Source organism: Clostridium magnum DSM 2767 (assembly GCF_001623875.1).
GTDB classification, from domain to species: domain Bacteria; phylum Bacillota; class Clostridia; order Clostridiales; family Clostridiaceae; genus Clostridium_AM; species Clostridium_AM magnum.
On record NZ_LWAE01000004.1, the window covers coordinates 338,354 to 360,702 of the forward strand.

At 33.8% G+C, this 22,349-nt stretch carries 25 protein-coding genes and 3 pseudogenes; 11 read left to right on the forward strand and 17 right to left on the reverse strand.

Translation table 11 applies throughout. The features are described 5' to 3' along the window. The first annotated feature begins 57 nt into the window (after positions 1-57). From CLMAG_RS18325 to CLMAG_RS18355, 9 genes and pseudogenes are all read left to right on the forward strand, one after another. Positions 58-972, forward strand: coding sequence for a helix-turn-helix transcriptional regulator (locus tag CLMAG_RS18325; protein WP_066625991.1), 915 nt, complete (start codon positions 58-60; stop codon positions 970-972). 108 nt (positions 973-1,080) lie between these two features. Continuing rightward, positions 1,081-1,839, forward strand: coding sequence for an SDR family oxidoreductase (locus CLMAG_RS18330; protein ID WP_242873072.1), 759 nt, complete (start codon positions 1,081-1,083; stop codon positions 1,837-1,839). A 30-nt stretch (positions 1,840-1,869) separates the two neighbouring features. Further along, positions 1,870-2,982 (forward strand): DNA alkylation repair protein, encoded by a 1,113-nt coding sequence (locus CLMAG_RS18335; RefSeq protein ID WP_066625994.1) that lies wholly within the window; start codon positions 1,870-1,872, stop codon positions 2,980-2,982. Beyond that, positions 2,979-3,266: a Dabb family protein gene (locus tag CLMAG_RS18340; protein ID WP_066625997.1), complete on the forward strand. Its 288-nt coding sequence runs from the start codon at positions 2,979-2,981 to the stop codon at positions 3,264-3,266. The genes CLMAG_RS18335 and CLMAG_RS18340 overlap by 4 nt, the downstream gene beginning before the upstream one ends. A 1,062-nt stretch (positions 3,267-4,328) precedes the next feature. After that, a pseudogene (locus CLMAG_RS35035) lies at positions 4,329-4,463 on the forward strand (helix-turn-helix transcriptional regulator); the annotation flags it as partial. Between the two features lie 24 nt (positions 4,464-4,487). Further along, positions 4,488-5,216 carry a helix-turn-helix transcriptional regulator gene (locus CLMAG_RS18345; RefSeq protein ID WP_423231082.1) on the forward strand — a complete coding sequence of 243 codons (729 nt, stop codon included), beginning with the start codon at positions 4,488-4,490 and terminating at the stop codon, positions 5,214-5,216. 53 nt (positions 5,217-5,269) lie between these two features. After that, entirely contained in the window at positions 5,270-5,809 is a 540-nt protein-coding gene (locus tag CLMAG_RS18350; protein ID WP_278331101.1) for a nitroreductase family protein, read from the forward strand. Between the two features lie 724 nt (positions 5,810-6,533). Continuing rightward, complete coding sequence (locus CLMAG_RS34415; protein WP_278331048.1) at positions 6,534-6,659, forward strand: hypothetical protein; 126 nt, start codon at positions 6,534-6,536, stop codon at positions 6,657-6,659. Positions 6,660-6,836: 177 nt separating this feature from the next. Beyond that, entirely contained in the window at positions 6,837-7,448 is a 612-nt protein-coding gene (locus CLMAG_RS18355; RefSeq protein ID WP_066626012.1) for a dienelactone hydrolase family protein, read from the forward strand. Positions 7,449-7,571: 123 nt separating this feature from the next. Here the strand turns inward: CLMAG_RS18355 and CLMAG_RS18360 are convergent, their stop codons facing one another. From CLMAG_RS18360 to CLMAG_RS18390, 10 genes and pseudogenes are all read right to left on the reverse strand, one after another. After that, entirely contained in the window at positions 7,572-8,774 is a 1,203-nt protein-coding gene (locus CLMAG_RS18360) for a CaiB/BaiF CoA transferase family protein (protein WP_066626014.1), read from the reverse strand. A gap of 560 nt (positions 8,775-9,334) precedes the next feature. Continuing rightward, a complete protein-coding gene (locus CLMAG_RS32555; RefSeq protein WP_161486998.1) occupies positions 9,335-9,511 on the reverse strand; it encodes a hypothetical protein in 177 nt (58 codons plus the stop codon). Positions 9,512-9,754: 243 nt separating this feature from the next. Next, positions 9,755-10,984: an MFS transporter gene (locus CLMAG_RS18365; protein ID WP_066626287.1), complete on the reverse strand. Its 1,230-nt coding sequence runs from the start codon at positions 10,982-10,984 to the stop codon at positions 9,755-9,757. Between the two features lie 144 nt (positions 10,985-11,128). Beyond that, positions 11,129-11,611, reverse strand: coding sequence for a MarR family transcriptional regulator (locus CLMAG_RS18370; RefSeq protein WP_066626017.1), 483 nt, complete (start codon positions 11,609-11,611; stop codon positions 11,129-11,131). A gap of 325 nt (positions 11,612-11,936) precedes the next feature. Continuing rightward, positions 11,937-12,461, reverse strand: a complete 525-nt coding sequence (locus tag CLMAG_RS35040) for a hypothetical protein (protein ID WP_423231085.1) — start codon at positions 12,459-12,461, stop codon at positions 11,937-11,939. Continuing rightward, positions 12,444-13,604, reverse strand: a pseudogene (locus CLMAG_RS35045) (aconitase family protein); the annotation flags it as partial. The pseudogene CLMAG_RS35045 and the gene CLMAG_RS35040, both read right to left, overlap by 18 nt. A gap of 18 nt (positions 13,605-13,622) precedes the next feature. Then, entirely contained in the window at positions 13,623-14,699 is a 1,077-nt protein-coding gene (gene leuB, locus CLMAG_RS18380; protein WP_066626019.1) for a 3-isopropylmalate dehydrogenase, read from the reverse strand. 77 nt (positions 14,700-14,776) lie between these two features. Beyond that, positions 14,777-15,115, reverse strand: coding sequence for an aconitase family protein (locus tag CLMAG_RS33830; protein WP_423231086.1), 339 nt, complete (start codon positions 15,113-15,115; stop codon positions 14,777-14,779). A gap of 6 nt (positions 15,116-15,121) precedes the next feature. Continuing rightward, positions 15,122-15,468: pseudogene (locus CLMAG_RS35050) on the reverse strand (PrpR N-terminal domain-containing protein); the annotation flags it as partial. Between the two features lie 122 nt (positions 15,469-15,590). Next, complete coding sequence (locus CLMAG_RS18390) at positions 15,591-16,136, reverse strand: NADH peroxidase (protein WP_066626023.1); 546 nt, start codon at positions 16,134-16,136, stop codon at positions 15,591-15,593. A 267-nt stretch (positions 16,137-16,403) separates the two neighbouring features. Here CLMAG_RS18390 and CLMAG_RS18395 point away from each other — a divergent pair, with 267 nt between their 5' ends. Beyond that, entirely contained in the window at positions 16,404-17,342 is a 939-nt protein-coding gene (locus tag CLMAG_RS18395) for a GH25 family lysozyme (protein WP_066626026.1), read from the forward strand. 42 nt (positions 17,343-17,384) lie between these two features. Here the strand turns inward: CLMAG_RS18395 and serS are convergent, their stop codons facing one another. The 6 genes from serS to CLMAG_RS35060 all read right to left on the reverse strand — a co-directional run bounded on the left by serS (position 17,385) and on the right by CLMAG_RS35060 (position 20,182). Continuing rightward, a complete protein-coding gene (gene serS / locus CLMAG_RS18400) occupies positions 17,385-18,662 on the reverse strand; it encodes a serine--tRNA ligase (RefSeq protein ID WP_066626035.1) in 1,278 nt (425 codons plus the stop codon). 223 nt (positions 18,663-18,885) lie between these two features. After that, the gene (locus tag CLMAG_RS18405) at positions 18,886-19,107 is read right to left on the reverse strand and encodes a YdbC family protein (RefSeq protein WP_066626038.1); all 222 of its coding nucleotides are present in this window, start codon (positions 19,105-19,107) and stop codon (positions 18,886-18,888) included. Between the two features lie 143 nt (positions 19,108-19,250). Then, positions 19,251-19,523 (reverse strand): DnaB-like helicase N-terminal domain-containing protein, encoded by a 273-nt coding sequence (locus CLMAG_RS18410; RefSeq protein ID WP_073393388.1) that lies wholly within the window; start codon positions 19,521-19,523, stop codon positions 19,251-19,253. Beyond that, positions 19,489-19,800 (reverse strand): helix-turn-helix transcriptional regulator, encoded by a 312-nt coding sequence (locus CLMAG_RS35055; protein WP_082831995.1) that lies wholly within the window; start codon positions 19,798-19,800, stop codon positions 19,489-19,491. The genes CLMAG_RS18410 and CLMAG_RS35055 overlap by 35 nt, the downstream gene beginning before the upstream one ends. Further along, positions 19,791-19,919: a hypothetical protein gene (locus tag CLMAG_RS34420; protein WP_278331057.1), complete on the reverse strand. Its 129-nt coding sequence runs from the start codon at positions 19,917-19,919 to the stop codon at positions 19,791-19,793. Before CLMAG_RS34420 ends, CLMAG_RS35055 begins: the two co-directional genes overlap by 10 nt. Next, complete coding sequence (locus CLMAG_RS35060) at positions 19,919-20,182, reverse strand: AraC family ligand binding domain-containing protein (protein ID WP_082831996.1); 264 nt, start codon at positions 20,180-20,182, stop codon at positions 19,919-19,921. Before CLMAG_RS35060 ends, CLMAG_RS34420 begins: the two co-directional genes overlap by 1 nt. A 79-nt stretch (positions 20,183-20,261) precedes the next feature. On the opposite strand from CLMAG_RS35060, the gene CLMAG_RS18415 reads away from it, so the two are divergent. Beyond that, the gene (locus tag CLMAG_RS18415; RefSeq protein WP_082831997.1) at positions 20,262-20,849 is read left to right on the forward strand and encodes a glycoside hydrolase family 36 N-terminal domain-containing protein; all 588 of its coding nucleotides are present in this window, start codon (positions 20,262-20,264) and stop codon (positions 20,847-20,849) included. Between the two features lie 165 nt (positions 20,850-21,014). Here the strand turns inward: CLMAG_RS18415 and CLMAG_RS18420 are convergent, their stop codons facing one another. Then, positions 21,015-22,262 (reverse strand): serine/threonine-protein kinase, encoded by a 1,248-nt coding sequence (locus CLMAG_RS18420; protein ID WP_066626046.1) that lies wholly within the window; start codon positions 22,260-22,262, stop codon positions 21,015-21,017. Positions 22,263-22,349 lie beyond the last annotated feature (87 nt).

The following is a 22,349-nucleotide window of genomic DNA, read 5'->3' on the forward strand; positions in this document are numbered from 1 at the left end:
TGGACAGAGGTAGGGTAATCAAATTATGTGGTTTATATTTTTAAATGAGGTGATGTTATGCAGATAAGTAGATTATTTCGAATCATATATATTCTGCTTGATAAGAAGTCTGTAACAGCAGGCAAACTGGCTGAACATTTTGAAGTATCTGTGAGGACTATATATAGGGATATTGATGCACTGAGCCAAGCAGGTATTCCTATATATGCGAGCCAAGGTAAAGGTGGAGGGATCTCTTTGCTTGATAATTTTGTACTTGATAAGTCATTGCTTTCGGAAAAAGAACAGAATAAAATTCTGCTGGCTCTTCAAAGCTTGTCGGCAGTTCAATATCCTGAACTTGATGATGTGCTCTCAAAATTAAACAGTCTTTTCAAAAAAAGCAATATGAGCTGGATTGAAGTTGATTTTTCTAATTGGGGAAGCGATAAAAAACAAAAAGAAGTTTTCAGCCTTCTTAAAGATGCTGTACTTGAACAAGTGGTTATTACTTTTTCCTACTTCAATGTATGTGGAGAAAAAAGCCGCCGCAAGGTTGAACCTTTCAAACTGCTCTTTAAAGACAAGGCTTGGTATCTGCAAGGATATTGCCTGCAGAAAATGGCCTGCAGAACATTTAAGATAAGCCGTATGTCTGATATTCATATTACTGAGGAGTCTTGTATGCATCAAAGCTCACAGGAGCTTATGACTAAATCTCCAGACGAAGCATGTAACAAACAGGTTAAGCTGACTCTCAAAATATCACCTGAAGGAGCTTACCGTGTATATGACGATTTTGGGGAAGAAAATATAATAAAAAACAAGGATAACTCCTATACTGTGATTATCTCCATGCCCGGTGGTGAATGGATTTACAATTATCTCTTTTCTTTCGGTACAATGCTGGAGGTGATAGAGCCTCAAAGTGTAAGGAATGAGATTTCAATTCGTTTGGATAATATGGTGAATAAATATCATTCCAAAACCTGACGTACTGTCGTCAAGTTATATTAGTTATACTAAGCAAAACAACTTAAAAAACAAGGAGGCATTTTATTATGGGAAATAATTCACCATTATTTGATATAAGCAAAGAATTTGAGGGTAAACGGACTTGTAACTGGCGGAACCAAAGGTATTGGAAATGCTATTGTCCTGCGTTTGCTTAATGCGGGAGCGACAATAATGACTACTGCTCGAACTGTTTCAGAAGATTTACCGGAATCTGTTGGATTTATTCAAGCAGATGTCAGTACATCGGAAGGCACTGAGAAAATCATTAAGGATACCCTTGAAAAACTTGGAGGATTGGATGTATTAGTCAATAATGTAGGTGGCTCCTCATCCTCCACTGCCGGAGCATTAACCTTGAGTGATGAGGATTGGCTGAAGACATTTAATGCTAATCTTTTTGCTTCTGTACGCTTGGATCGTGGATTTTTGCCGGCTATGCTTAAACACCATAAAGGTGTTATAATTCATATATCATCTATTCAGCGCAGGCTTCCCGGAAATATGACAATGGCATACTCTGCGGCGAAGGCAGCTCTAACCAATTACAGTAAAAATCTGGCCACTAAGTTCGGTCCTGAAGGAATACGAATAAATACAGTTGCCCCAGGTTTTACGGAAACAAAGGCTGCCGAGCGTCTTATTGAAAGGATGGCACAGAATTCCGGAAAGGATTATAACGGTACACGTCAAGAATTAATGAATGCACTCGGAGGTATACCGCTTGGTCGTCCGGCAAAACCTGAGGAAATAGCTGAACTTGTTGCTTTTCTTGCTTCAGACAGAGCTTCCTACATTACCGGAGGTGAGCATACTATTGATAGTGGTATAATCCGTACCATCTAAAAACGATTCAAAGGAGAATGAAGAAGATTTATGGCCAATGCATTGAAGGATATTTATTCAATTGAGTTTTTAAAGGACTTTGGAGATAAAGTTCATAAAGTATATAAGGAATTTGACCCGGAACAGTTTACAGCTTGCATTTTGTCACCTCCATGGGATGAATTACAGCTAAAGGCCAGAATTCACAGGATTGCAGAGAAATTGGGTGAATATCTTCCCAAGCCTTTTGAAGACTCCTTGCAGATTCTGTTTTCTATAAATGAGAGCTGCGTTGGTTTCCCATACCTGTTCCTGCCTGATTTTGTAGCTACTTACGGGCGTCAGGAAAAACACTTTGAACTTTCAATGAATGCTTTAGAACGTTTTACGCAGCAGTCATCCTCAGAGTTTGCCATTCGTCCATTTCTGCTTATTGAGCCTAAGCGTGTAATGGGATATATGCTTAAATGGTCATTGCATGAAAATGAGCATGTTCGTCGCTTCTCCAGTGAAGGCTGCCGTCCGCGTCTTCCATGGGGAATATCACTTCCTATGTTTAAAAGTGATCCGTCACCAATTTTTAAAGTCTTGGAAAACCTGAGGGCAGACCCCTCGCTTTATGTACGTAAAAGTGTAGCCAACAACCTGAATGACATTACGAAAGATAATCCGAAAGCAGTTCTAGAATTAGCACAGAAATGGATAGGTTACAGTTCTGAAACAGACTGGATTCTTCGACAAGGCTGCCGCACTCTCATAAGAAAAGCAAATCCTACAGCACTGGCTCTCTTTGGTTATACAGATTTTTCTGATGAAAACCCCTTATTTAAGAATGCAACGCTCACGGTTAATCCGGACGAACTTCAGATTGGAGACCGCTGTGAACTGAATTATTCATTGGATATAATATGGAATACCCCTGCACATATCCGTTTAGAATATGGCATTGACTTTATAAAATCCAATGGCAGCTCCTCCCGCAAGCTGTTTCTCTTATCAGACAAAAATGTATCCAGTGGTAAATATTTATCTGGAACACATACTCACAGCTTTGCGCACCTTACTACACGTAAACATTACCCAGGCATTCACCGGATTACACTACTTGTAAATGGAAAAGAAGCTGCTCAAACTATACTAAACATTACAGGAGGTAAAAAATGATTGTAAACAATTTACTTTTAAAATTAAAAAATAGAGATACTGAAAATATTAAAAAGACACAGGAAGCTCTTTTAGGTATGAAAGGAAAAATAGAAGTTCTTTTAGATATACAAGCTGAATTAAATATTCGTCCCAGCCAAACAGCTTGTGACATAATTCTGATTACAAGATTTGCATCAATGGAGGATATGAATGCATATCTTGCTCATCCTGCACACCTGGAAGTTGCAAAATTTATAGGGAATGTTCTAGACACTCAAGCATCCGTATGTTACGAAATTTGAAAAGGATGCGTAAGATAATTCAGATGTATTCATCAAAGAAAACCTATTATTCACTGTTATTGCTTGCAATATTTTAAATCAAAACAGAATATATGGGGTAATACCAGCATCCGTGTCACTAACTATACCTCTAAAAACAGTAGTATTTATAGTATTTAACGATACCAAAATAGGCATAAATGATGTGTTGTAGACAGGATAACTATATTTAGTATTTATAGTTTACAAAGTATTGGTAGAAATAGGCTATTTGCCCTTAAAAACTTAGAATTTGATATGCTCATAAATGTCAAGGACACTGCTATGTGCTTTGTATATCCTTGATATTTATGAAGGCATATCAAATAGACTACACTAAAGGCAAATAGTAGAGATACGTTGGATATATATATACAACGTTTAAGTATTGATATAGCTTAATTTTATGTGTATAGGTATAGATAATGAAAGATGTACCGAAAAACAAATGGAATTAATTGGTATAATCAAATACTATAAGGTACTAGTACCCTATAGCTTTTAAGACGTAAAAGTATTTGAACAGAACGTTCAACTACTTCACTAAAGTTCATACCTTTCATTTTCTTTCTCTTCTTTCTGTAAAAAATTTTGTTTAATACTTTGTCATTCTAACATACTTAACTTGACGACAGTCTGTCATATTAAAAAACAAATCTTATAGTTACTTTATCATTTAAAGTCAAGTGATTAATTTAATTTTTTATGTATGTTTTCTAATCAATTATCTACACTCATAAAAAAAGTTTCTTGAGATTCGGTCTATTTTGAAAAAGTTATCTCCCTCGATTTTGCTTTGTTTTTTATTTTTGCCTTAGGGTAGTGTGTTTATTAACTTAAAACAACTTCAAGAAAACACTTAAAAACAATGTTATGTATAACATCCCCATAATGTGGCTCATTTAGGCATAAGAAAATTTCTTTTCTAAAAGTTGATAAATAATTACTTAAATAAATCATATAATATGACATTATAATGTCATATTATATGATTTATACTTTATAAAGATAGGTAATATTATACAAATCAACAGATTATTTCAAATTATATATATACTTCTCGGAAAAAAATCCACAACAGCTAAAGAATTAGCTGAACATTTTGGAGTCTCCACAAGAACCATTTATCGAGATATTGATGTACTTTCTTCTGCTGGCATATCTATATACATGAACAAGGGCCATGGAGGCGGCATACATCTTATGAAAAACTATACATTAACCAGGGCACTTATCTCTGATTTAGAAAGCAAAAACTTAATGTTGACAATCAAAGCTATTCAAGCAACTCAATATCTTGAATTAGATAGCATTCTTGAAAAGCTAGGAGCAATATTCAATAATACTTCCGATTACAACTTTGTAGAAGTTGATTTTTCCCATTGGGGAAGCTGCCCTAATAATCAAAACAAGTTTAACCATTTAAAGCTGGCTACTTTACATCAAAATATTATTAAGTTTGATTATGTTAACGCATACGGGCAAAAGAGCAAATGGTTGGCTGAGCCAGAAAAACTTATTTTTAAAAACAATGCTTGGTATATGGTTGCTTTCTGCAGACAGCGTCAAGAACATAGAATCTTTAAAATATCCCGATTAAAAAAACTAGAAATTTTAGATGAAACATTTGATAAAAAAGTTCTAACAGAAGATCCGTTAAAAGAGTGGAATACTGCTTCTCAGTCGCTAATTCCCTTGAAGCTTTGCTTTAAGGCACATGTCTTAAATCGACTATACCATTATTTTGATGATTCATTTATTACCTTAAATGATGACGGTAGCTTTACTCTAGAAGCACTGCTTCCTGAAGGAGAGTGGCTCTATAGTTATATTTTATCTTTTGGAAGCTCTGTAGAGGTGATAGAACCAGAACATATACGTAAGGCTATTTCATATGAAATAAAACAGGTATCAAAACTTTATAAATTGTAATTCAAATATGACACGCTGTTGTTCTATTTCACTGTGTATAATAAAGAAAAAACATAAGGAGAGATAAAAATCTTTGTATGAGTTGTGGCCAATGTGTGGCTGTTTGTCCAAAAGAAGCACTATATAATGCGAAAACACCACTAGCCAATCAAGTGGTGAAAGATATAAAAAACTTTGATGAAAATACAGCAGCTCAGTTTCTACGTTCACGCCGATCTATCCGCAGCTATCAGGAAAAAGCTGTTCCTCGAAATGAAGTGCATAAGATTCTTGATATTGCTAGAATGGCTCCATCAGGCTGTAATACACAAGAAATCTCGTATCATGTGGTTGATGATCCTGATTTATTGCATAAAATTTCAGAAGTTATAATTGATTGGACAGAAAGAGTATTAATTAAGTCCCCTGCAATTATTGGATCAAAATATTTTGATAATATAGCAATGACGATTGATATATATCATGAGACCGGTGAAGATGTTGTCTTGCGTTCTGCCCCTTGTTTGATTATGGCTATAGCTGATAAAGACTTCGCTATAGGTCATGAAAATTCCTATCTGTCATTTGCCTATGCACAGTTATTCGCTAAGTAAATTAATCAGTGAACGGAGTGAAGAAAGTGGCTAGAGTTACTACAAAATAGCTACAGGAACAGTTAAAAAAAAACGTGATGAGCGTGGGGGAGGAAGGAAAAGCACTCTTACAGATGATCAATTAAAAAAGGTGACAAATCTTAATCAACAATGTTTATCATATGGAGCTATAGCAAAAGAAGTAGGACTATCTAAGGCATAGGTTAATAAATTAACTAATAAACAAGAGCGTAAAACAGAACCTAAAAAGTACACTAGAGAAGAAGTATAGAGAATAAATTCAAAGAATAGCCAAATATGCAAGTTATATTAAAAAGTAAAAATCTTTAATGGACTTATATAATTCCTCCTTAGCATTTACCGCCAGTATAAGCCAGTTTCTTATTTATCTCTTCCTAAGGTATGGCAACGATTCGTACGTTAACTATACTAGCATCCATAGAAATGGCTTAGACAATTGGTTTAAATGCTGTTTATATATAAACAATGTATGATCTATATTTATGGAGAATTTACCCCAGAACATGGTAATTGATGATAATATTATATAGAGAGTTACGACGTAGTTGTAATTCAATGTGACATATGAAAGATGTAAAACAACTCAACAAATAGTAATTTGAAAGGAATAATTGGAATAACGACAAATCAGAATTCATTGAGCACATAGCCATAATAAAAAGCACAAAAAATTGATCTTAGGTAAATTATCGGAGGTTTATAAATGAACAAAATGATTAAGATTAGTAATGAAGAAGAAACAGATTATGAGAGAGTAGAAGAAATCACAAGGAAAGCTTTTTGGAATTTATATTCACAGCCATTCTATTATACAGTGAGTTTCCTTTAGTGGTATAAGGATAAGCTACACTTCCAATTTGTCTAAGAGATTAGGTGATCGACTTCAAGGACATAAGTGATATTATGTGAAAAAGAAAATTTAAGTCGGAATATTCTTATATAGTAAACTATTGTAACTTATGATGAAGTAATGAAAATGTTAATTTCTCAATTTAGGGGGGATCGTATGAAAATTATAGATAATTCTGATTCTGTAATAATAGTATTACATGAAATATACGGAATTAATGAACACATACAGATGGTTTGCGATAAATTTTCTATAAATAAATATAATATTATTTGTCCAAACCTAATAGGACTGACGCAACCTTTTAATTACGATTTACAAGAAGAAGCCTATCAACATTTTATAAATAACATCGGCTTTGATTCAGCAGTTCAGCAAGTAAAACAGGTAATTATACAGGCAAAAAAACAATATAGACACATCTATTTATTAGGGTATAGTGTAGGTGCAACAATTGCATGGTTATGCAGCGATGAAGGGAATATGTGTGATGGCATAATAGGATATTATGGCTCGCGGATTAGAGATTATACGAGTATCACACCCAAATGTCCGGTACTGTTGATTTTTCCTACCGAAGAGAACTCATTTAATGTGCAGGAATTAGTTAATTCCTTAGAAAAATTCAATATTAACATTTATATGTTAAACGGAAAACATGGATTTAGTAACCCTTTTTCTGAAAACTATTGTGTACAGTCATTTGAAAAAGCAGAAAAATTAGTAGCTAACTTTTTGAAGAAGATAAGTGATAGTTCCTCAAATTAAGGTTTGCTATTATACAATAGTACAATGTTATGAATTAACGCCCCATCATCACCTGTTTTTCTGAATATATAAAAAACCAGGGTTTTAGCTCCCCTGGTTAAATTTTCCACTCAACTAACTATATTAAATAATTATTCCCTTAGCTATATAATCATCAACCTTCTCTTTAGAGAATCCTAATTGTTCAAAGACTTCATTATCATCCTCGCCTAACTCTGCAGCAAACTTTTTATATTGGCATGAATATTCACTCATTTTAATCGGATTACCTAGAACAGTTACTTCACCTAATTCAGGATGAGGAACCTTAACGAACATTTCCCTAACCTCACTAATATTTTTGTCTTCATATAAGTCTTTAACATCGTATATTGGAGCTACAGGAATTCCAACTCCATCAATAATCTCTACACACTGAGCAACTGTTTTATCGCTTGCCCATTCATTGATGATAGCTTTTAATGAATCAGCGTTAGTTCTACGATTTGGTGTATTATTATATAATGGATTATCTGCTAATTCTGGCTTTCCAATTGACTCTGATAATACTTTAAAGTGTGCATCTGTTCCACTAGCAATAACAAAATGGGCATCTTTCGCAGTAAAGGAATCATAAGGAGCTGAAGCAATATACTTGTTTCCTGTTTTTTCTGGAACCTTTCCTTCATAAATATATTGCATAGCTTTTGCCTCTAAACCTGATACAATACTATCCACTAATGCAACATCAATTTGTTGTCCAAGTCCTGTTTCATTTCTTTTGAAAAGTGAACCTAAAATACCAATACAAGCATTCATACCTGCCATAATATCACCGATTGCCATACCTGCACGAGTTGGTTCTGATCCTGGCCATCCTGTGATACTCATAGAACCGCCCATAGCTTGAGCAATTAAGTCATAACCCGGTCTCTTAGAATATGGACCAGTTTGTCCAAATTCAGAAATTGAAGCAAATACTAATCTAGGATTTAATTCTCTACAGTTATCATAACTAAAACCTAATTTAGCCATAACACCAGGACGCATATTTTCCAAAAGAACATCTGCTGATTTTACTAATTCTGTGAACAATTCTTTTCCTTCTTCTGTTTTTAAATCAAGACAAACACTTTTTTTGTTACGATTTAGATTACCAAAGTACATGCTAAATCCAGTTTTCTCCTCTCTTGGACTTGCACCTCTTGTAAAACAACCGCCGCCTTTAAGATTTTCAATTTTAATTACTTCTGCCCCTAAATCTGCTAAATATATACCGCAGTATGGACCTGCAAGGAAATCTGTAAAATCTAATACTCTAATACCTTCTAATAATTGTTTACTCATTTTGGTGACCTCATTAAATATTTTAATTTTAATTATTAAATAAACTCTTGTTGATTATATAATCAGCAAATATCATGCCAATCTTTGACCAAAATGTTTTTCGCCTTGGAAATCATAATGCTATTTATACAAACAACATGATCTGAAAGTGATCAGTAACTAAAGTACAAAATATTAAACATTTACATTAATATTCTATAAGCAATAATAGTATTACACACATATATATTTTATAAATAACTTATTTTCTATAATATTTCCTATTAGAAAATATATATATTATTATTAACAAACTACAATATGAAAATTATATACCTTCAAATTATAATTTAAACATATTGAAAAACTTGCTTTTCACAATAAATATTTAGAGTACTATTCATCTAGTTCATAATAAAAACGTAAATTTAGATTAACATAAGTTTACGTTTTTAGTGAATACCTATATATAAAGGAGTATTATGAATAAAATAAAAAGAAGGTTGATATTATTAAAAACCTTCTTTTGTTTTTTATATAACTAATAATTATTTTTTATTAATATCTCGTAAGTTCACAGCCTATATTTTTTGACCTTTAGAATATGTGTAATATAGTTTATGGCATTCAACATCATAATTTATAAGTTCAGTATCGCAAAGTACATGAGCTCTACAACCGGTGCAATGCTTTATAATAGCTCTAACATCTCCTGAATTTTTAATGTCTACAAACTTCCCCTTAAATTTTATCCTCATGTTTTATCTCCCCCTACTTGAAATGCTAATAATTAAGTAATTAACCTAATTATCTCATGATTTGTCATTCTTGTAAAGGGTTTCAAGAAAATTAATTTTCTGAATATTAGCAAAAGAGTTGTCAATAAAATAAATAATAGAAAAGATGGCTTCTACGTAGTAACACCAGTATTTCCATCACTTATTAGCTTTAATAACCATATCATTTGGGATACTATTTGAAAAATGTTAATACGTAGAAGATTACCCATTGGCGCCCTTATACAAAACTGGTATTGCCGCCGCTATAAGGATCATACCCATAAAAGCAGGTGCGGCATGACCAAGTGATACATAGATTTGACCTCCAATGATAGGCCCAATCATTCTTGCTAAAGCCTGAATAGATTGGCTACCTCCTTGAATCCTTCCTTGTTCACTAGAATCCACAGACTTGGATAGCATCCCATTGAATGAAGGCCCAAAGATCGAATCACCAAAACCAAATATAAACATTCCAGCGATTAAAAGAGGATAGAATAAGAACAATGCAGATAGCGCAATAAGACTGTAGCCTATAATCTCCGAAAACATTCCAAGAATTGCTATCTGTGCATCACTAAGTTTTATTAAAAGCTTTGGCATTATGAAACCTTGTGAAATGATGTCTTGGAAGCCCATAATTGAAAACATAAGTCCGATAAGTGCAGGCTTCCAACTGAAAGTATCCATTGTAAATTGTGAAAAAACTGCCTGTAAAGATCCGTTAGGTATCCAAAGTAAGAACGCTGAGACCAGTAGCCTTTTTAAGTTTTTCATAGAAAGTACGTTTGCGAGCTGTGTGAATGGATTCAGCCTTACAAAAGTAATCTCTTTCAATCTATTATTCTTGTGAAGGCTCTCAGGCATAAAAAATAATCCATAAACAACATTCAATAAAGTTATTATTGCGCCAAAATACATGGGTACAGAGTAACCAAACCTGGCAAGTAATCCGCCTAGAGTTGGCCCAATAACGGTGCCTACCCCTACAACCGCACTGACCCATCCAAAGTATTTGGTTCTCTGTTCCCTAGGAATGATGTCTGCAAAATATGCAAAGATAGTGCTTATGCTCCCGCCTGTTATACCTTCTATTATCCGCCCAGCAAATAGTACCCATAGAGCCCCTCCTATGCCAAAAACTAAGTACCCCATTGCAGAACCCAAAAGGCATACTAAGAGCAATGGACGACGGCCATATTTGTCGCTGAAAGCTCCAAGTACGGGGGCCGCAAAAAACACGCAGACTGCATAAACAGAAGTCAGCAGCGTAACAACTATAGCTTGTTCTCTCGGACTGCTTGTATATGGCTGCACTAAGAATGGGACGACAGGTGCTATAATACTGAAGCCTATTCCGCAAAGAAACACAGAGATAAGACCAAATATTAAAGCATGTTTATCTACGGTTTGTTCTGTGCTATGTTCATTGTGTGATCTAAATTTCAAGATTAAATTCCCCCTCAAAAGTTATATTTTGTTTCCCCGGAAACATATTTATCCTATCATGATTTTGTTTCCTTGTCAACAAAATCATAACAATAAAAAATGCAGCCCATTCTCAATAGAGTTAGACTGCCTGTGGTTTCATTTTCATTATTCAAATTTATCCAACTTAATATCTATACCCAGTTTCTTTATTTCTGCATCCAAATGCCTACTATACTTTTCTACAAAACTAATCATACTGTCAAATTGTTCCTCAGTTACCTGCTCAAATACGGCTTTATCCCGCTGTTGAAACTCTTTGTGCAGTTCCTCATGAGTTTTATAAATTGCTTTCCCTTGCTCAGTAAGCCTAAAATAGATTTCTTTCTTGTTATCCGGCTTCTGGTAGCTTTCGATAAAGCCTTTTTCCATGAGCTTCTTAGTTATTTTACTTATGGCACTTCTAGTCATATAAAAGGACTCCGCAAGTTTTGTCACGTTGGAGTCTACATTTCTTCCAATGTATTCGATACAATGTACTTCAGAAGGCTTATAATCCTTAAGACTATCTTCCATCTTAAACTTATTAAGCCAAACCATCTTGTTTAATAAGTCCCTGAAACCCATTATGACCTGTTCTTCTTTCTTCATGGCCTATCCTCCCACCTGTTGGTGAATTAACAACATTATATTAAACTTTTGTTTCTATTTCAACAATATTAAAATAATTATTTATTGTTAAGAAGAAAAAAGTAGGTGACATTCTCCCAAAATCGGAGAATGTCACCTACTTTGTCTACAGTCTGAAACTTACGTAAAATTCTCTTTATTGTAAGTTTCCCTTTTAATTCTATATTCTACTTTAATTTATTTCTTAAATAGTTTAATGCTCCGCCTTCTTTTAATACCCTCTTATCAAAATCAGAAACATCTAAAATAGCTGTGAACTCAATGTTTTTATTTACAACTTTAACATTTAGTCCCTATTGTCAGCTTGAGCATATACATCCTCTATTACAAATACACCGTTCATATCAATCTTGTCATAGTCATCTTTATTCTTAAATGTAAGCGGAAGTATACCATAGTTGATTAGATTTTCTTTGTGAATTCTTGCATAGGATTTTGCAAATACTACTTCAATTCCTAAGTACATTGGAAGTATTGCAGCATGCTCCCTGCTTGAGCCTTGTCCATAGTTTTCTCCACCAATAATTACTGTATGTTTTAATTCCTTCGCTCTTTCAACAAAGGTTGGATCTGTATAACAGAAAGTATATTCAGCAAACTTAGGGATATTTGCAATATATTTTAGAATTGCTGATCCACCAATAATTAAGCAATCATCAATTTTATAAGTTGCTGGCTCAACACAATCCTTTAAGTTATTTACATCAAAAATATCTCTTGGATCTGTAATTTTTCCAGTTATTGCTGTAGCTGCTGCTGTTTCTGGACTTGCTAAATAAACAAAAGCATCGTTTGTTCCACTTCTTCCCATAAAGTTACGGTTTGAAGTTCTAACAGCTACGCCGTTCTTATGAGGTACTTGTCCTACACCTATACATGGTCCACAAGCACATTCAAGTATTCTTGCACCAGCTTCTACTAAATCTGCTATTATACCATCTTTAAGAAGCTGTTCAAAAACCTATCTTGAACCTGGTCCAACAGTCAAATCAATGTTTTTATAAACCTTCTTACCTTTTAATATTTTTGCAGCTTTTACTATGTCTGAATAAGAAGCATTTGTACAACTTCCTATAAAAACTGAATCAGCTTTTACGTCTGATGCTTCTCTAGCAGTTACAACTAAATCAGGCATATGTGGTTTTGCTACTAATGGTTCAAGAGTATTAAGGTTTATCTCAATTGTTTTTTCATACTCAGCATCTGAATCTGGTAATAATTGTATCCAATCTTCTTCTCTTCCTTGCGCCTTTAAGAACTCACGAGTAACTTCATCACTTGGGAAAATACCTGTTGTAGCTCCCATTTCAATAATCATATTTGCAATTGTAGCTCTTTGAGGAATAGATAGCGTTTTAACTCCATCACCAGTAAATTCAATGATATGTCCAATACCACCTTTTACTCATAATATTCTTAATGCTTCTAAAGTTATATCTTTTGCTGATACTCCTGGTTGAAGCTCACCAGTTAATTTTATATTTAGCACCTTTGGTGTTGTTAGCTTAAAGCCTTCTCCAACCATACACTTTGCAACACTAAGTCCGCCGCTGCCGATTGCAATCATACCCAATGCCCCTGAAGTTGGTGTGTGACTGTCTGCTCCAAGCATTACTTTTCCTGGTTTACCAAATCTCTGAACATGTAAGAAGTGACATATGCCGTTTCCTGGTTTTGAAAAATATACTCCATATCTTTGTGCAGATGTTTTAAGATACATATGGTCATCTGTATTTTCAGACGAAGCCGCTATTACATTATGGTCACAGTAAAATACTGATGTTTCTGTGCTAACTTTTTCAGCTTGGACACTTTCTAATATTTGAGCTGCCATAATACCTGTTAAGTCATGACCTAAAGTCTGATCTACTTTAATAGTAATTTGTTCATTTGGAAGCATGCTTCCCTCTAATAAGTAACTTTTAAGAATTTTCTTCGTAACATTTAATCCCATTGTTACTTTCCCCCATCTCTATTTTGTAATTCTCTCAATTGTATAAGTACCCATTTCTTCAGTTGTTACTTTTGTTGTTCCTTCCATGTATATATCACCAGTTCTGTATCCATCATGAAGAACTTTGTTTATAGCTCTATCTATAGCTTTTGCTTCTTCAGGAAGATTTAAAGCTATCTCTAAAAGCATTCCTACTGAAGCTATAGTTGCTAAAGGGTTTGCTATTCCCATTCCTGCTATATCAGGTGCTGTACCATGAATTGGCTCATAAAGACCAAAGCCGCTTTCATTTAAAGCTGCAGAAGCTAACATTCCTACTGAACCTGTAGTTACTCCTGCTTCATCAGATAGAATATCTCCAAATATACTAGTTGTTAAAAGAACATCGAATACGCTTGGATTACATGCTAATTCCATAGCAGCTTTATCAACTAACATATGCTTAAGCTCTACTTCTGGATAGTCTTTAGCTACTTCTGTAACAGTATCTCTCCAAAGTCTTGAAGCTTCTAAAGCATTTGCTTTATCTACGCTTGTAACACTTTTTCTTCTTTGCATTGCAATTTCAAAAGCTTTTTTTGCAACTCTTGTTATTTCCATAACGCTGTAGCATTCTTCGTCATATGCTTCTAAACCATTCTTTCCTTCTCTACGGCCTTTGTTACCAAAATATATTCCACCAGTTAAGTCTCTAATAAGCATTATGTCAACGCCTTTTTCGATTATACGATCCTTTAAAGGTGATTTATCTTTAAGATCTGGATATATTTTTGATGGTCTTAAATTTGCAAAAAGATTAAACTCACGTCTTAATCTAGCAAGACCTCTTTCTGGTCTTTGCTCTTTTGGAAGAGCATCCAACTTAGGTCCGCCTACTGCTCCGAAAAGTATAGCATCACATTCCTTTATTTTTTCTATGGATTCATCTTGTAATGGTACACCGTGTGCATCTATACAAGCCCCTCCACATAAAATGTGTTCATAAGTAAAAGTATGTCCAAATACTTCGCCAATACGATCTAAGGCTCTAACGCCTTCTCTTACTACGTCTACGCCAATTCCATCTCCAGGTATAATTGGGATTTTAAAATCCATTTTATCCATCTCCTCTAATTTTATTTATTCTAACTACTTGTTATCCCGCTGATATCGACTCTATTTCTCCCATCCGACTATACATATCTTGGGTCTGTTATCTCTCCAGCGATTGCAGTGGCTGCAGCTACTGCAGGAGATCCAAGATATATTAATGATTTCTTTGTTCCCATTCTTCCGATGAAGTTTCTATTTGCGGTACTTAAGATAACCTCGTCATCAGTAAGCAATCCGTAAGGCATTCCACAGCATAAAGCACAACCCGGATGAGAAACTACACCACCAGCTTCAATAAAAGTCTTGATATATCCAAGTTTAATAGCTTCTTTAAATACTCTGTTAGTTGCAGGAATTACAATTGTATTTGTGATAAATATAGTCTTTAATCCATATTCCTCAGCTTTACCAGTTACAATAACTCCACCAACAGCTACTGCATCCTCTTCTAGGGCTTTTATTTTTAATATAATTTCTTCAATCTCTTCAACTTGATCTATGCTGCTGAATGTAAATACCTCTATGTTTATGTCTAATAGTTCCTTCCACTTTTCGCACTCAAAAAAATACTTTCCTGCAGAATTAAATAGATTTTTTTAGATAACTTTTTTGCCTTACTTAAAGCATAAAGTATATCACTTGTAGTTATCCCTAGGTCAACTACAGGGATATTTAGATTATTCTTAAGATCAATGTAAGTTCCTCCTCTACCAATTATAGCGCTTACCCCTTTATTTATTAAATTTTGAGCTTGAATAATATACTGAATTATAAATTAGAAAGCAATATTATTACAACGTTATAATAAAAGTTTTGCAAATAAAAAGTCCCTTATACTACGTAATCAATAGTATAAGGAACTTTTTATTTATTGGGATAGGGTGAGTCTAATAATTATTTAAAGTATCTGTTTAGTAACCCTAAGAATGCAGAACCATGTCTTGCTTCATCTTTACACATTTCATGCACCGTGTCATGTATAGCATCTAAGTTTAATTTTTTAGCTAAAGTAGCTAAATCCTTCTTTCCTTGAGTTGCTCCATGTTCTGCTTCTACTCTCATTTCAAGATTTTTCTTAGTATCTGCTACAACTACTTCTCCTAGTAATTCAGCAAACTTTGCAGCATGCTCTGCTTCTTCAAAAGCTATTCTCTTATAAGCTTCTGCTACTTCTGGATATCCTTCTCTATCAGCCTGTCTGCTCATAGCTAAATACATACCAACTTCTGTACATTCACCTGTAAAGTTTGCTCTTAAGCCTTCTATTACTTCAAGATCAACACCTTTTGCTATTCCTATTTTATGCTCATCAGCCCAAACAAATTGACCCTCTACTTTTTCTATGAATTTATCGCTTCCAACTCCACATGTAGGGCATTTCTCTGGTGCAGTCTCTCCTTCATGTATATATCCACATACTGAACAAACAAATTTTTTCATTTTACATTCCTCCAATAAAATTTAATTATTTATATCATTTTCATGTTATCTTCTTTACATCTACTATTATATAATAATTATTATTAATTATCAAGTCTTTTTTTCATAATTTTGAGCAAGTTTTATATATGAATAATCAATATTACATAACACTGCATATATATACTTTGTATAGAAACTTTTTATATATATTTAAAACAAGATAATTCTTTGATAATCACAAATTAGATAAGCCTAAGTAATATAGAAACAAAAGGAGATGTTAATATGTTAAAAGGTGTTGATATTAGTAATCTTAATGGAACCGTGGACATGAGTATAATTAAAAATGCAGGCAATTCATTTATTGTAGCAAAATGTACAGAGGGAAGTTCATTTATTGATAAATATTATGCTGAAAATATAGCAAATTCAAAAGCTTTAGGAATGCTTGCTGGGTCATATCATTTTGCTAGATTTAAAGATGTTTCAGGCGCTGTTAACGAAGCAAATTTCTTCATAGCTAACTGCAAAGGTGCTAACCCAGACTTTGTTGTATTAGACTTTGAACAATCTGGAATCTCCGGAGATATGACAGATGCCTGTCTAGCTTTTTTGAATGCCATATCAAGTGTTGGACAACCTCTCATCTACTGTAATCCTAGCTATATAACTGAGTATTTAAATTCTAGCATAACTAAGTATCCTCTTTGGATAGCAAACTATGGAGTTTCTACTCCAATTATTCCTTTATTTGGCAGCCATGCAATATGGCAGTACAGTGAAAGTGGTACTTTACCTGGAATTAGTGGATACCTAGATTTAAACTATATGACGGATAGTTTCTACAACACTCTAATTTCTAACCAAAAACCAATAACTACCGTAACCAATGCCACATTAAAGACTCAAATTCAAGCTTTGGTTTATAATTTAAATTTAGATTATAACGCAAAATTAGTTCATAAGGATGGTAATATCTATCAGGAATTATTAGACGCTCTTAAAGGCATTAGTTCTATAATTGTTAAAGGTCATAAATCCCATGTAGTATTATGGATTCAACAAAAACTAGTACAATATGGATATCTTAAGAAAGATTCTTATACTGATATGGTTTATGATGAGGCAACCTTTCAGGCAGTAACTGATATGCAAAAGAACTGGAATATATCTACAAGTGGTGTTTTGAGTATGGATACCTGGAATATATTCTTGAATAATTAACAGCTTTGTCTAAGCCCTACAAGGCTTAGACAAAGCTGTTAATTATTTAATTACAGCCATTCCACCCATGTATGGTTGTAATGCAGCTGGAATATTTACAGAACCATCTGCATTTAAGTTATTCTCTAAGAAAGCAATTAGCATTCTTGGTGGTGCAACTACAGTGTTATTTAATGTATGTGCAAAATATTTGCCCTTCTCACCATTTACACGAATTTTAAGACGTCTTGCCTGTGCATCACCTAAGTTAGAACAGCTTCCTACCTCGAAATATTTTTTCTGTCTAGGAGACCATGCCTCTACATCAACAGATTTTACTTTCAAGTCTGCCAAGTCACCAGAACAGCACTCTAAAGTTCTTACTGGGATATCTAAAGAACGGAAGAAATCTACTGTGTTTTGCCATAATTTATCGTACCACATCATACTCTCTTCTGGCTTACATACAACTATCATCTCTTGCTTTTCAAATTGATGAATTCTGTATACTCCTCTCTCTTCAATACCGTGAGCTCCCTTTTCTTTTCTAAAGCAAGGTGAATAACTAGTTAAAGTTTGTGGTAAAGAAGCTTCTGGTAATATAGTATCAATGTATTTACCAATCATTGAGTGTTCGCTAGTTCCGATTAAGTATAAATCTTCACCTTCAATTTTGTACATCATAGCATCCATTTCAGCAAAACTCATAACACCAGTTACAACTTCACTACGAATCATAAAAGGTGGAATGCAATATGTAAAACCACGGTTAATCATAAAGTCTCTAGCATAAGAAATTACTGCAGAATGAAGTCTGGCAATATCCCCCATTAAGTAGTAAAAACCATTACCAGCAACTTTTCTAGCACTATCTAAATCAATTCCGCTAAACTTCTCCATGATTTCAGTATGATATGGAACCTCAAAATCAGGCACAATTGGTTCACCATAACGTTGAATTTCCACATTCTCACTATCATCCTTACCAATTGGAACACTTGGGTCAATCATATTTGGAATAGCCATCATAATGACTTTTATTTTTTCTTCCAGTTCGTCCTCTCTTTTTTCTAGCGCAGCTAAACGCTCTGAAGCTTCCGTAACCTGTTTCTTCATTTCTTCTGCTTCATCTTTTTTTCCCTGAGCCATTAGTCCACCGATCTGTTTTGAAATTTTGTTCCTATCAGCTCTCAAAGCATCTGCTGCTGGTTTTATATTTCTAAGTTCAGCATCTAGCTCAATTACTTCATCTACTAATTTTAACTTATTATCTTGAAACTTTTTCTTAATATTTTCCTTAACAGCTTCAGGATTTTCCCTTACGAATCTTAAATCTAACATTATTTTACCTCCTAGAAATTAAATACCTTCTTATATCTGCTTACCTATTAGTCCATGTTTATGTAAAATGGCAAAAACCTTACGATATTATAATAGTACTACTTATACTCTTATATTTGCTAATTCCTTAGTAATATAAGATACCTTACATATTATAACAAACTTCACTCTAAAATAGCAATTACCTGAGTAGGTGATTCATCAAAATTTTTATATTTTATTGTTATAACTCCATTTCATTCAGCACATCCCTAAGTTTCTTTAGTTCCTCATTTGTTAAAGTTACTCCCTTACCCATCTTTTTATGCTCAGGATCCCAATCTCTAATATCAAATTTAGGAGCATTATCATTCCAGCTTATTAGATTTACTTCCTTCTTCCAGCCCTTTGGTGATTCTGAAAGAATTCCCATAGTTTCTTTTATTTCATATTTTATATCTGCCATATGCACACCGCCTTAATTTATTAATCTACTACTTGTTCTCTATTTTTTCAATTTATTATCTATAATTATTAATATTATACCCAAGCTATGTACTTTAAACAACTTGCCATTTACTACTGACATTATTCCCATAAATTAATGTTTCAGTAATTAGTGAGAATACCTTTTAGATGTCTGTAGTTTGATTTCTCCTTAACAATACTGCCGTAATTTTTAATATTAACTGCGTTAAGACTGCAATTTATAAGTTCTCCTAAGTAGCTGACCCCAACAACTTCCTTAAGCTTTTCACCAAGCTTCTCAGATAGAGTTACAATATCCATTGGCATACTCTCTTCGTACATTTCTCTTAGCTTTGCATATATTGCTTTATGTCTAGAATTATAAAAATCTTCGAAAATTGCTAGGAGATACACCTATAGATTGACGAAAAGCCTTTGCAAAACCCAATGGATCCCGATATCCACAAGAAAGAGAAATAGCTTCAATCGATAAATCAGTAAGGGTTAAAAGTTCTTTTGCTCTAGAGATTCTAAAAGTATTTAGATACTGCTGTGGACTGATGCCAGTGGATTTCATAAATAAAGTGTAAAGATAACTTCTATTAACACCAATGTAGTTAGCTATATCCGTTACTTTAATGCTCCAGGAGTAATTATTTTTAATATATTCTACAGCTTTTTCTAGATAAATATTTTTTTATCTTCAACTGTTGATAGCTCAATATTACTTCTTGCAATGAAAGATAGAAACATATAAAGAAGTCCTGCTATTCGAAGCTCATTGGCTGTGCCTAAGCCGGAATGCCTCATTATATCTTTAACAATCTCATAGACAGCCTCAGTATCTTCGAAGGTAAAGATAGGGTTATTAATGTTAAGACCGATTTTTTTAGAATCTGCTTAGCATCAGAACCGCTAAAGCCCACCCATACATATTCCCAAGGATTTGTGGAATGAGATTGATAGAATGTCAATACGTCAGGCTCAATGAGAAAGCCTTGTCCTTTTTTTAGGTGATATTTAGTATCTCCTATGTTACCATTGGAATTACTGTAATAAATGTAAAAGAGAATGTTTCAGAAACACGTGGTGAACGGATAAGCTTTAATCAAATCACTAAGATTTTACTTAAGAACAAACCATTAGTAGCATATATGGGACTTCTATTTATATTTCAGAAAACGTATACCAGATAAAAAAAGTTATGATTATCTTCTAGAAATGAAACATCGTCCTATGATATCTTATGTGTATGAAGGTGATCTATACTTTTCCATGGATCATATAAAGCAGGAATATCCAGTATACGGAGCAACAGATTTTAAATATCCTGCCATAGAAATACTTCAAGAAAACGGCAGTAGAATTACAAATTTTGAGTATGTATCCCATAAGATTTACAATGGTAAACCTAAACTTTCAGGACTTCCTGCTACTTATACAGAAAAGGATAATGAAGCTTCTACTTTAGAAATCCTTCTAAGAGATAATTTGATTAATTCAGAAATCACACTTTTATATACTATTTTTAATGATTATGATGCAATAGCCCGTAGTGTAAAAATAGAAAATAAGGGAAATCAGAATTTAGACCTGACACGTATAATGAGTCTATCATTAGATTTGCCTGATTATGATTATGAGTTCATGCATCTATCCGGTGCATGGGCCAGGGAACGTCCTGTACTAATCAATAACTGGGAAGCAACTTTAAGTTGGCCAGAATTGCTACAGATGTGATTTGTGTAACAATTGGCTTCTACTTAAGAAAAGCATGTAAGAAAGGGTCGCCAATTGATTGGTATACTCCCCTTGTAGTAGACGGTTTAAATAATAAAAACTGTTTACTTCAAGGAGGAGTATATTTTTTATTGGGACAAATAGTAAAGTATTACCTGAATTAATTTAATCTCTATCTTTGTCATCATGTTCGGCCTCTTTAGCCTTTTCCTGAGCCTTCTTTGCTTCTTCTCTCTTTTTCTCCTCAGCTTTCTTCAATTGCTCTCTTTTCTTTTCTTCTAGTTTCTTCAGTGCTTCTCTTTCCTTTTCTTCCTGCTTCTTCAGTTCTTCCTTGGACTTTTCACCCTGCTTTTTAAGCTCACCCTCGTTTTTTTCATCGTCCATCTTCAACTCCTGTTTCGTTTCAGTTTTCTCAGATGCTTTAGGAACAGCAGGATATTCAGAAGTTTTTTTAACTGATGCTTTATTCTCCATGAGCAATGCTAAAAAAATAACCAAAGCTATTATACAAGCAAGTACTGCTATTATAATTAATTTAATTCTCTTGCTAAGCTTTTTATTCTTTACTAGAACTGTTTTAGTAGCCTCAGCAATAGATTCATCGGAATTTATTAGCATTGTTTTATTGTATTCCTCATCAGACATAATCTCATTAAGCTCAGACATTATCAGCTTTACATTACTATAGCGGTTTTCAGCTTCTATAGCTGAAGCCTTTTGAATAACCTTAACTAAATCCTTAGGTGCATGCTCAGGGTAATTCTTATCAAACATGAGTTCTGTAGCCTGGCTTGCAGATTTTCCTGTAAGCATAAAAAACATAGTGACACCAAGAGAATAAATATCTGTTTGGATGTTAGATTGAATATTCTCAAGCTGCTCTGGTGCTATGTATCCCTTAGAACCTAAGATCATAGTGTCACCTTCTTGGCTTTCTTTATAGATCCGTGCTATTCCAAAGTCTATAAGCACTGCCTTATTATTAGATGTTATCATTATATTTGAGGGTTTTAAATCCCTATATATAATAGGTGGATTAAAGCTATGAAGGTAATCTAGTATACTGCACAGCTGCAGTGAAATATCCTCTACCAGTTCAGAAGATAACGGACCATTGGTATCTACATACTCCTTTAATGTCTTCCCTTCAATATAATCCTCAACAATGTATAAATTGTCGTACTCATAAAATATATCAGTAATTCGCACAATTCCTGTATGGCTTAAATTCTTTAATATATTAGGCTCAGTAAGAAAGTCCACTTGATCCTTCCACTGACTATTTACCTCCTTAACTGCCCAAAGATTTCCTAACCTGTTATTCTTGCAGAGGAACACTGTCCCCATACCGCCTCGTCCTAAGACCTTTATTACTTCGTATTTTTTATCTAGTATTTGCCCTGGATCTAGCACATCCTCACCTCCAATAAAAAAACTCGTCCACAAAAGCGTATTATTAATATTATTTTTCCTACAGAAGAATCATGTATAAGTAATTTA

Excerpts from the sequence above, each read along its gene's own strand:
- CLMAG_RS18325 (WP_066625991.1), top strand. The coding sequence starts at position 58 with ATGCAGATAAGTAGATTATTTCGAATCATATATATTCTGCTTGATAAG.
- CLMAG_RS18335 (WP_066625994.1), top strand. The coding sequence starts at position 1,870 with ATGGCCAATGCATTGAAGGATATTTATTCAATTGAGTTTTTAAAGGAC.
- CLMAG_RS18340 (WP_066625997.1), top strand. The coding sequence starts at position 2,979 with ATGATTGTAAACAATTTACTTTTAAAATTAAAAAATAGAGATACTGAA.
- CLMAG_RS18345 (WP_423231082.1), top strand. The coding sequence starts at position 4,488 with ATGAAAAACTATACATTAACCAGGGCACTTATCTCTGATTTAGAAAGC.
- CLMAG_RS34415 (WP_278331048.1), top strand. The coding sequence starts at position 6,534 with ATGAACAAAATGATTAAGATTAGTAATGAAGAAGAAACAGATTATGAG.
- CLMAG_RS18355 (WP_066626012.1), top strand. The coding sequence starts at position 6,837 with ATGAAAATTATAGATAATTCTGATTCTGTAATAATAGTATTACATGAA.
- CLMAG_RS18360 (WP_066626014.1), bottom strand. The coding sequence starts at position 8,774 with ATGAGTAAACAATTATTAGAAGGTATTAGAGTATTAGATTTTACAGAT.
- CLMAG_RS32555 (WP_161486998.1), bottom strand. The coding sequence starts at position 9,511 with ATGAGGATAAAATTTAAGGGGAAGTTTGTAGACATTAAAAATTCAGGA.
- CLMAG_RS18370 (WP_066626017.1), bottom strand. The coding sequence starts at position 11,611 with ATGAAGAAAGAAGAACAGGTCATAATGGGTTTCAGGGACTTATTAAAC.
- CLMAG_RS35040 (WP_423231085.1), bottom strand. The coding sequence starts at position 12,461 with ATGGGAAGAAGTGGAACAAACGATGCTTTTGTTTATTTAGCAAGTCCA.
- leuB (WP_066626019.1), bottom strand. The coding sequence starts at position 14,699 with ATGGATTTTAAAATCCCAATTATACCTGGAGATGGAATTGGCGTAGAC.
- CLMAG_RS18390 (WP_066626023.1), bottom strand. The coding sequence starts at position 16,136 with ATGAAAAAATTTGTTTGTTCAGTATGTGGATATATACATGAAGGAGAG.
- CLMAG_RS18395 (WP_066626026.1), top strand. The coding sequence starts at position 16,404 with ATGTTAAAAGGTGTTGATATTAGTAATCTTAATGGAACCGTGGACATG.
- serS (WP_066626035.1), bottom strand. The coding sequence starts at position 18,662 with ATGTTAGATTTAAGATTCGTAAGGGAAAATCCTGAAGCTGTTAAGGAA.
- CLMAG_RS18405 (WP_066626038.1), bottom strand. The coding sequence starts at position 19,107 with ATGGCAGATATAAAATATGAAATAAAAGAAACTATGGGAATTCTTTCA.
- CLMAG_RS34420 (WP_278331057.1), bottom strand. The coding sequence starts at position 19,919 with ATGAGGCATTCCGGCTTAGGCACAGCCAATGAGCTTCGAATAGCAGGA.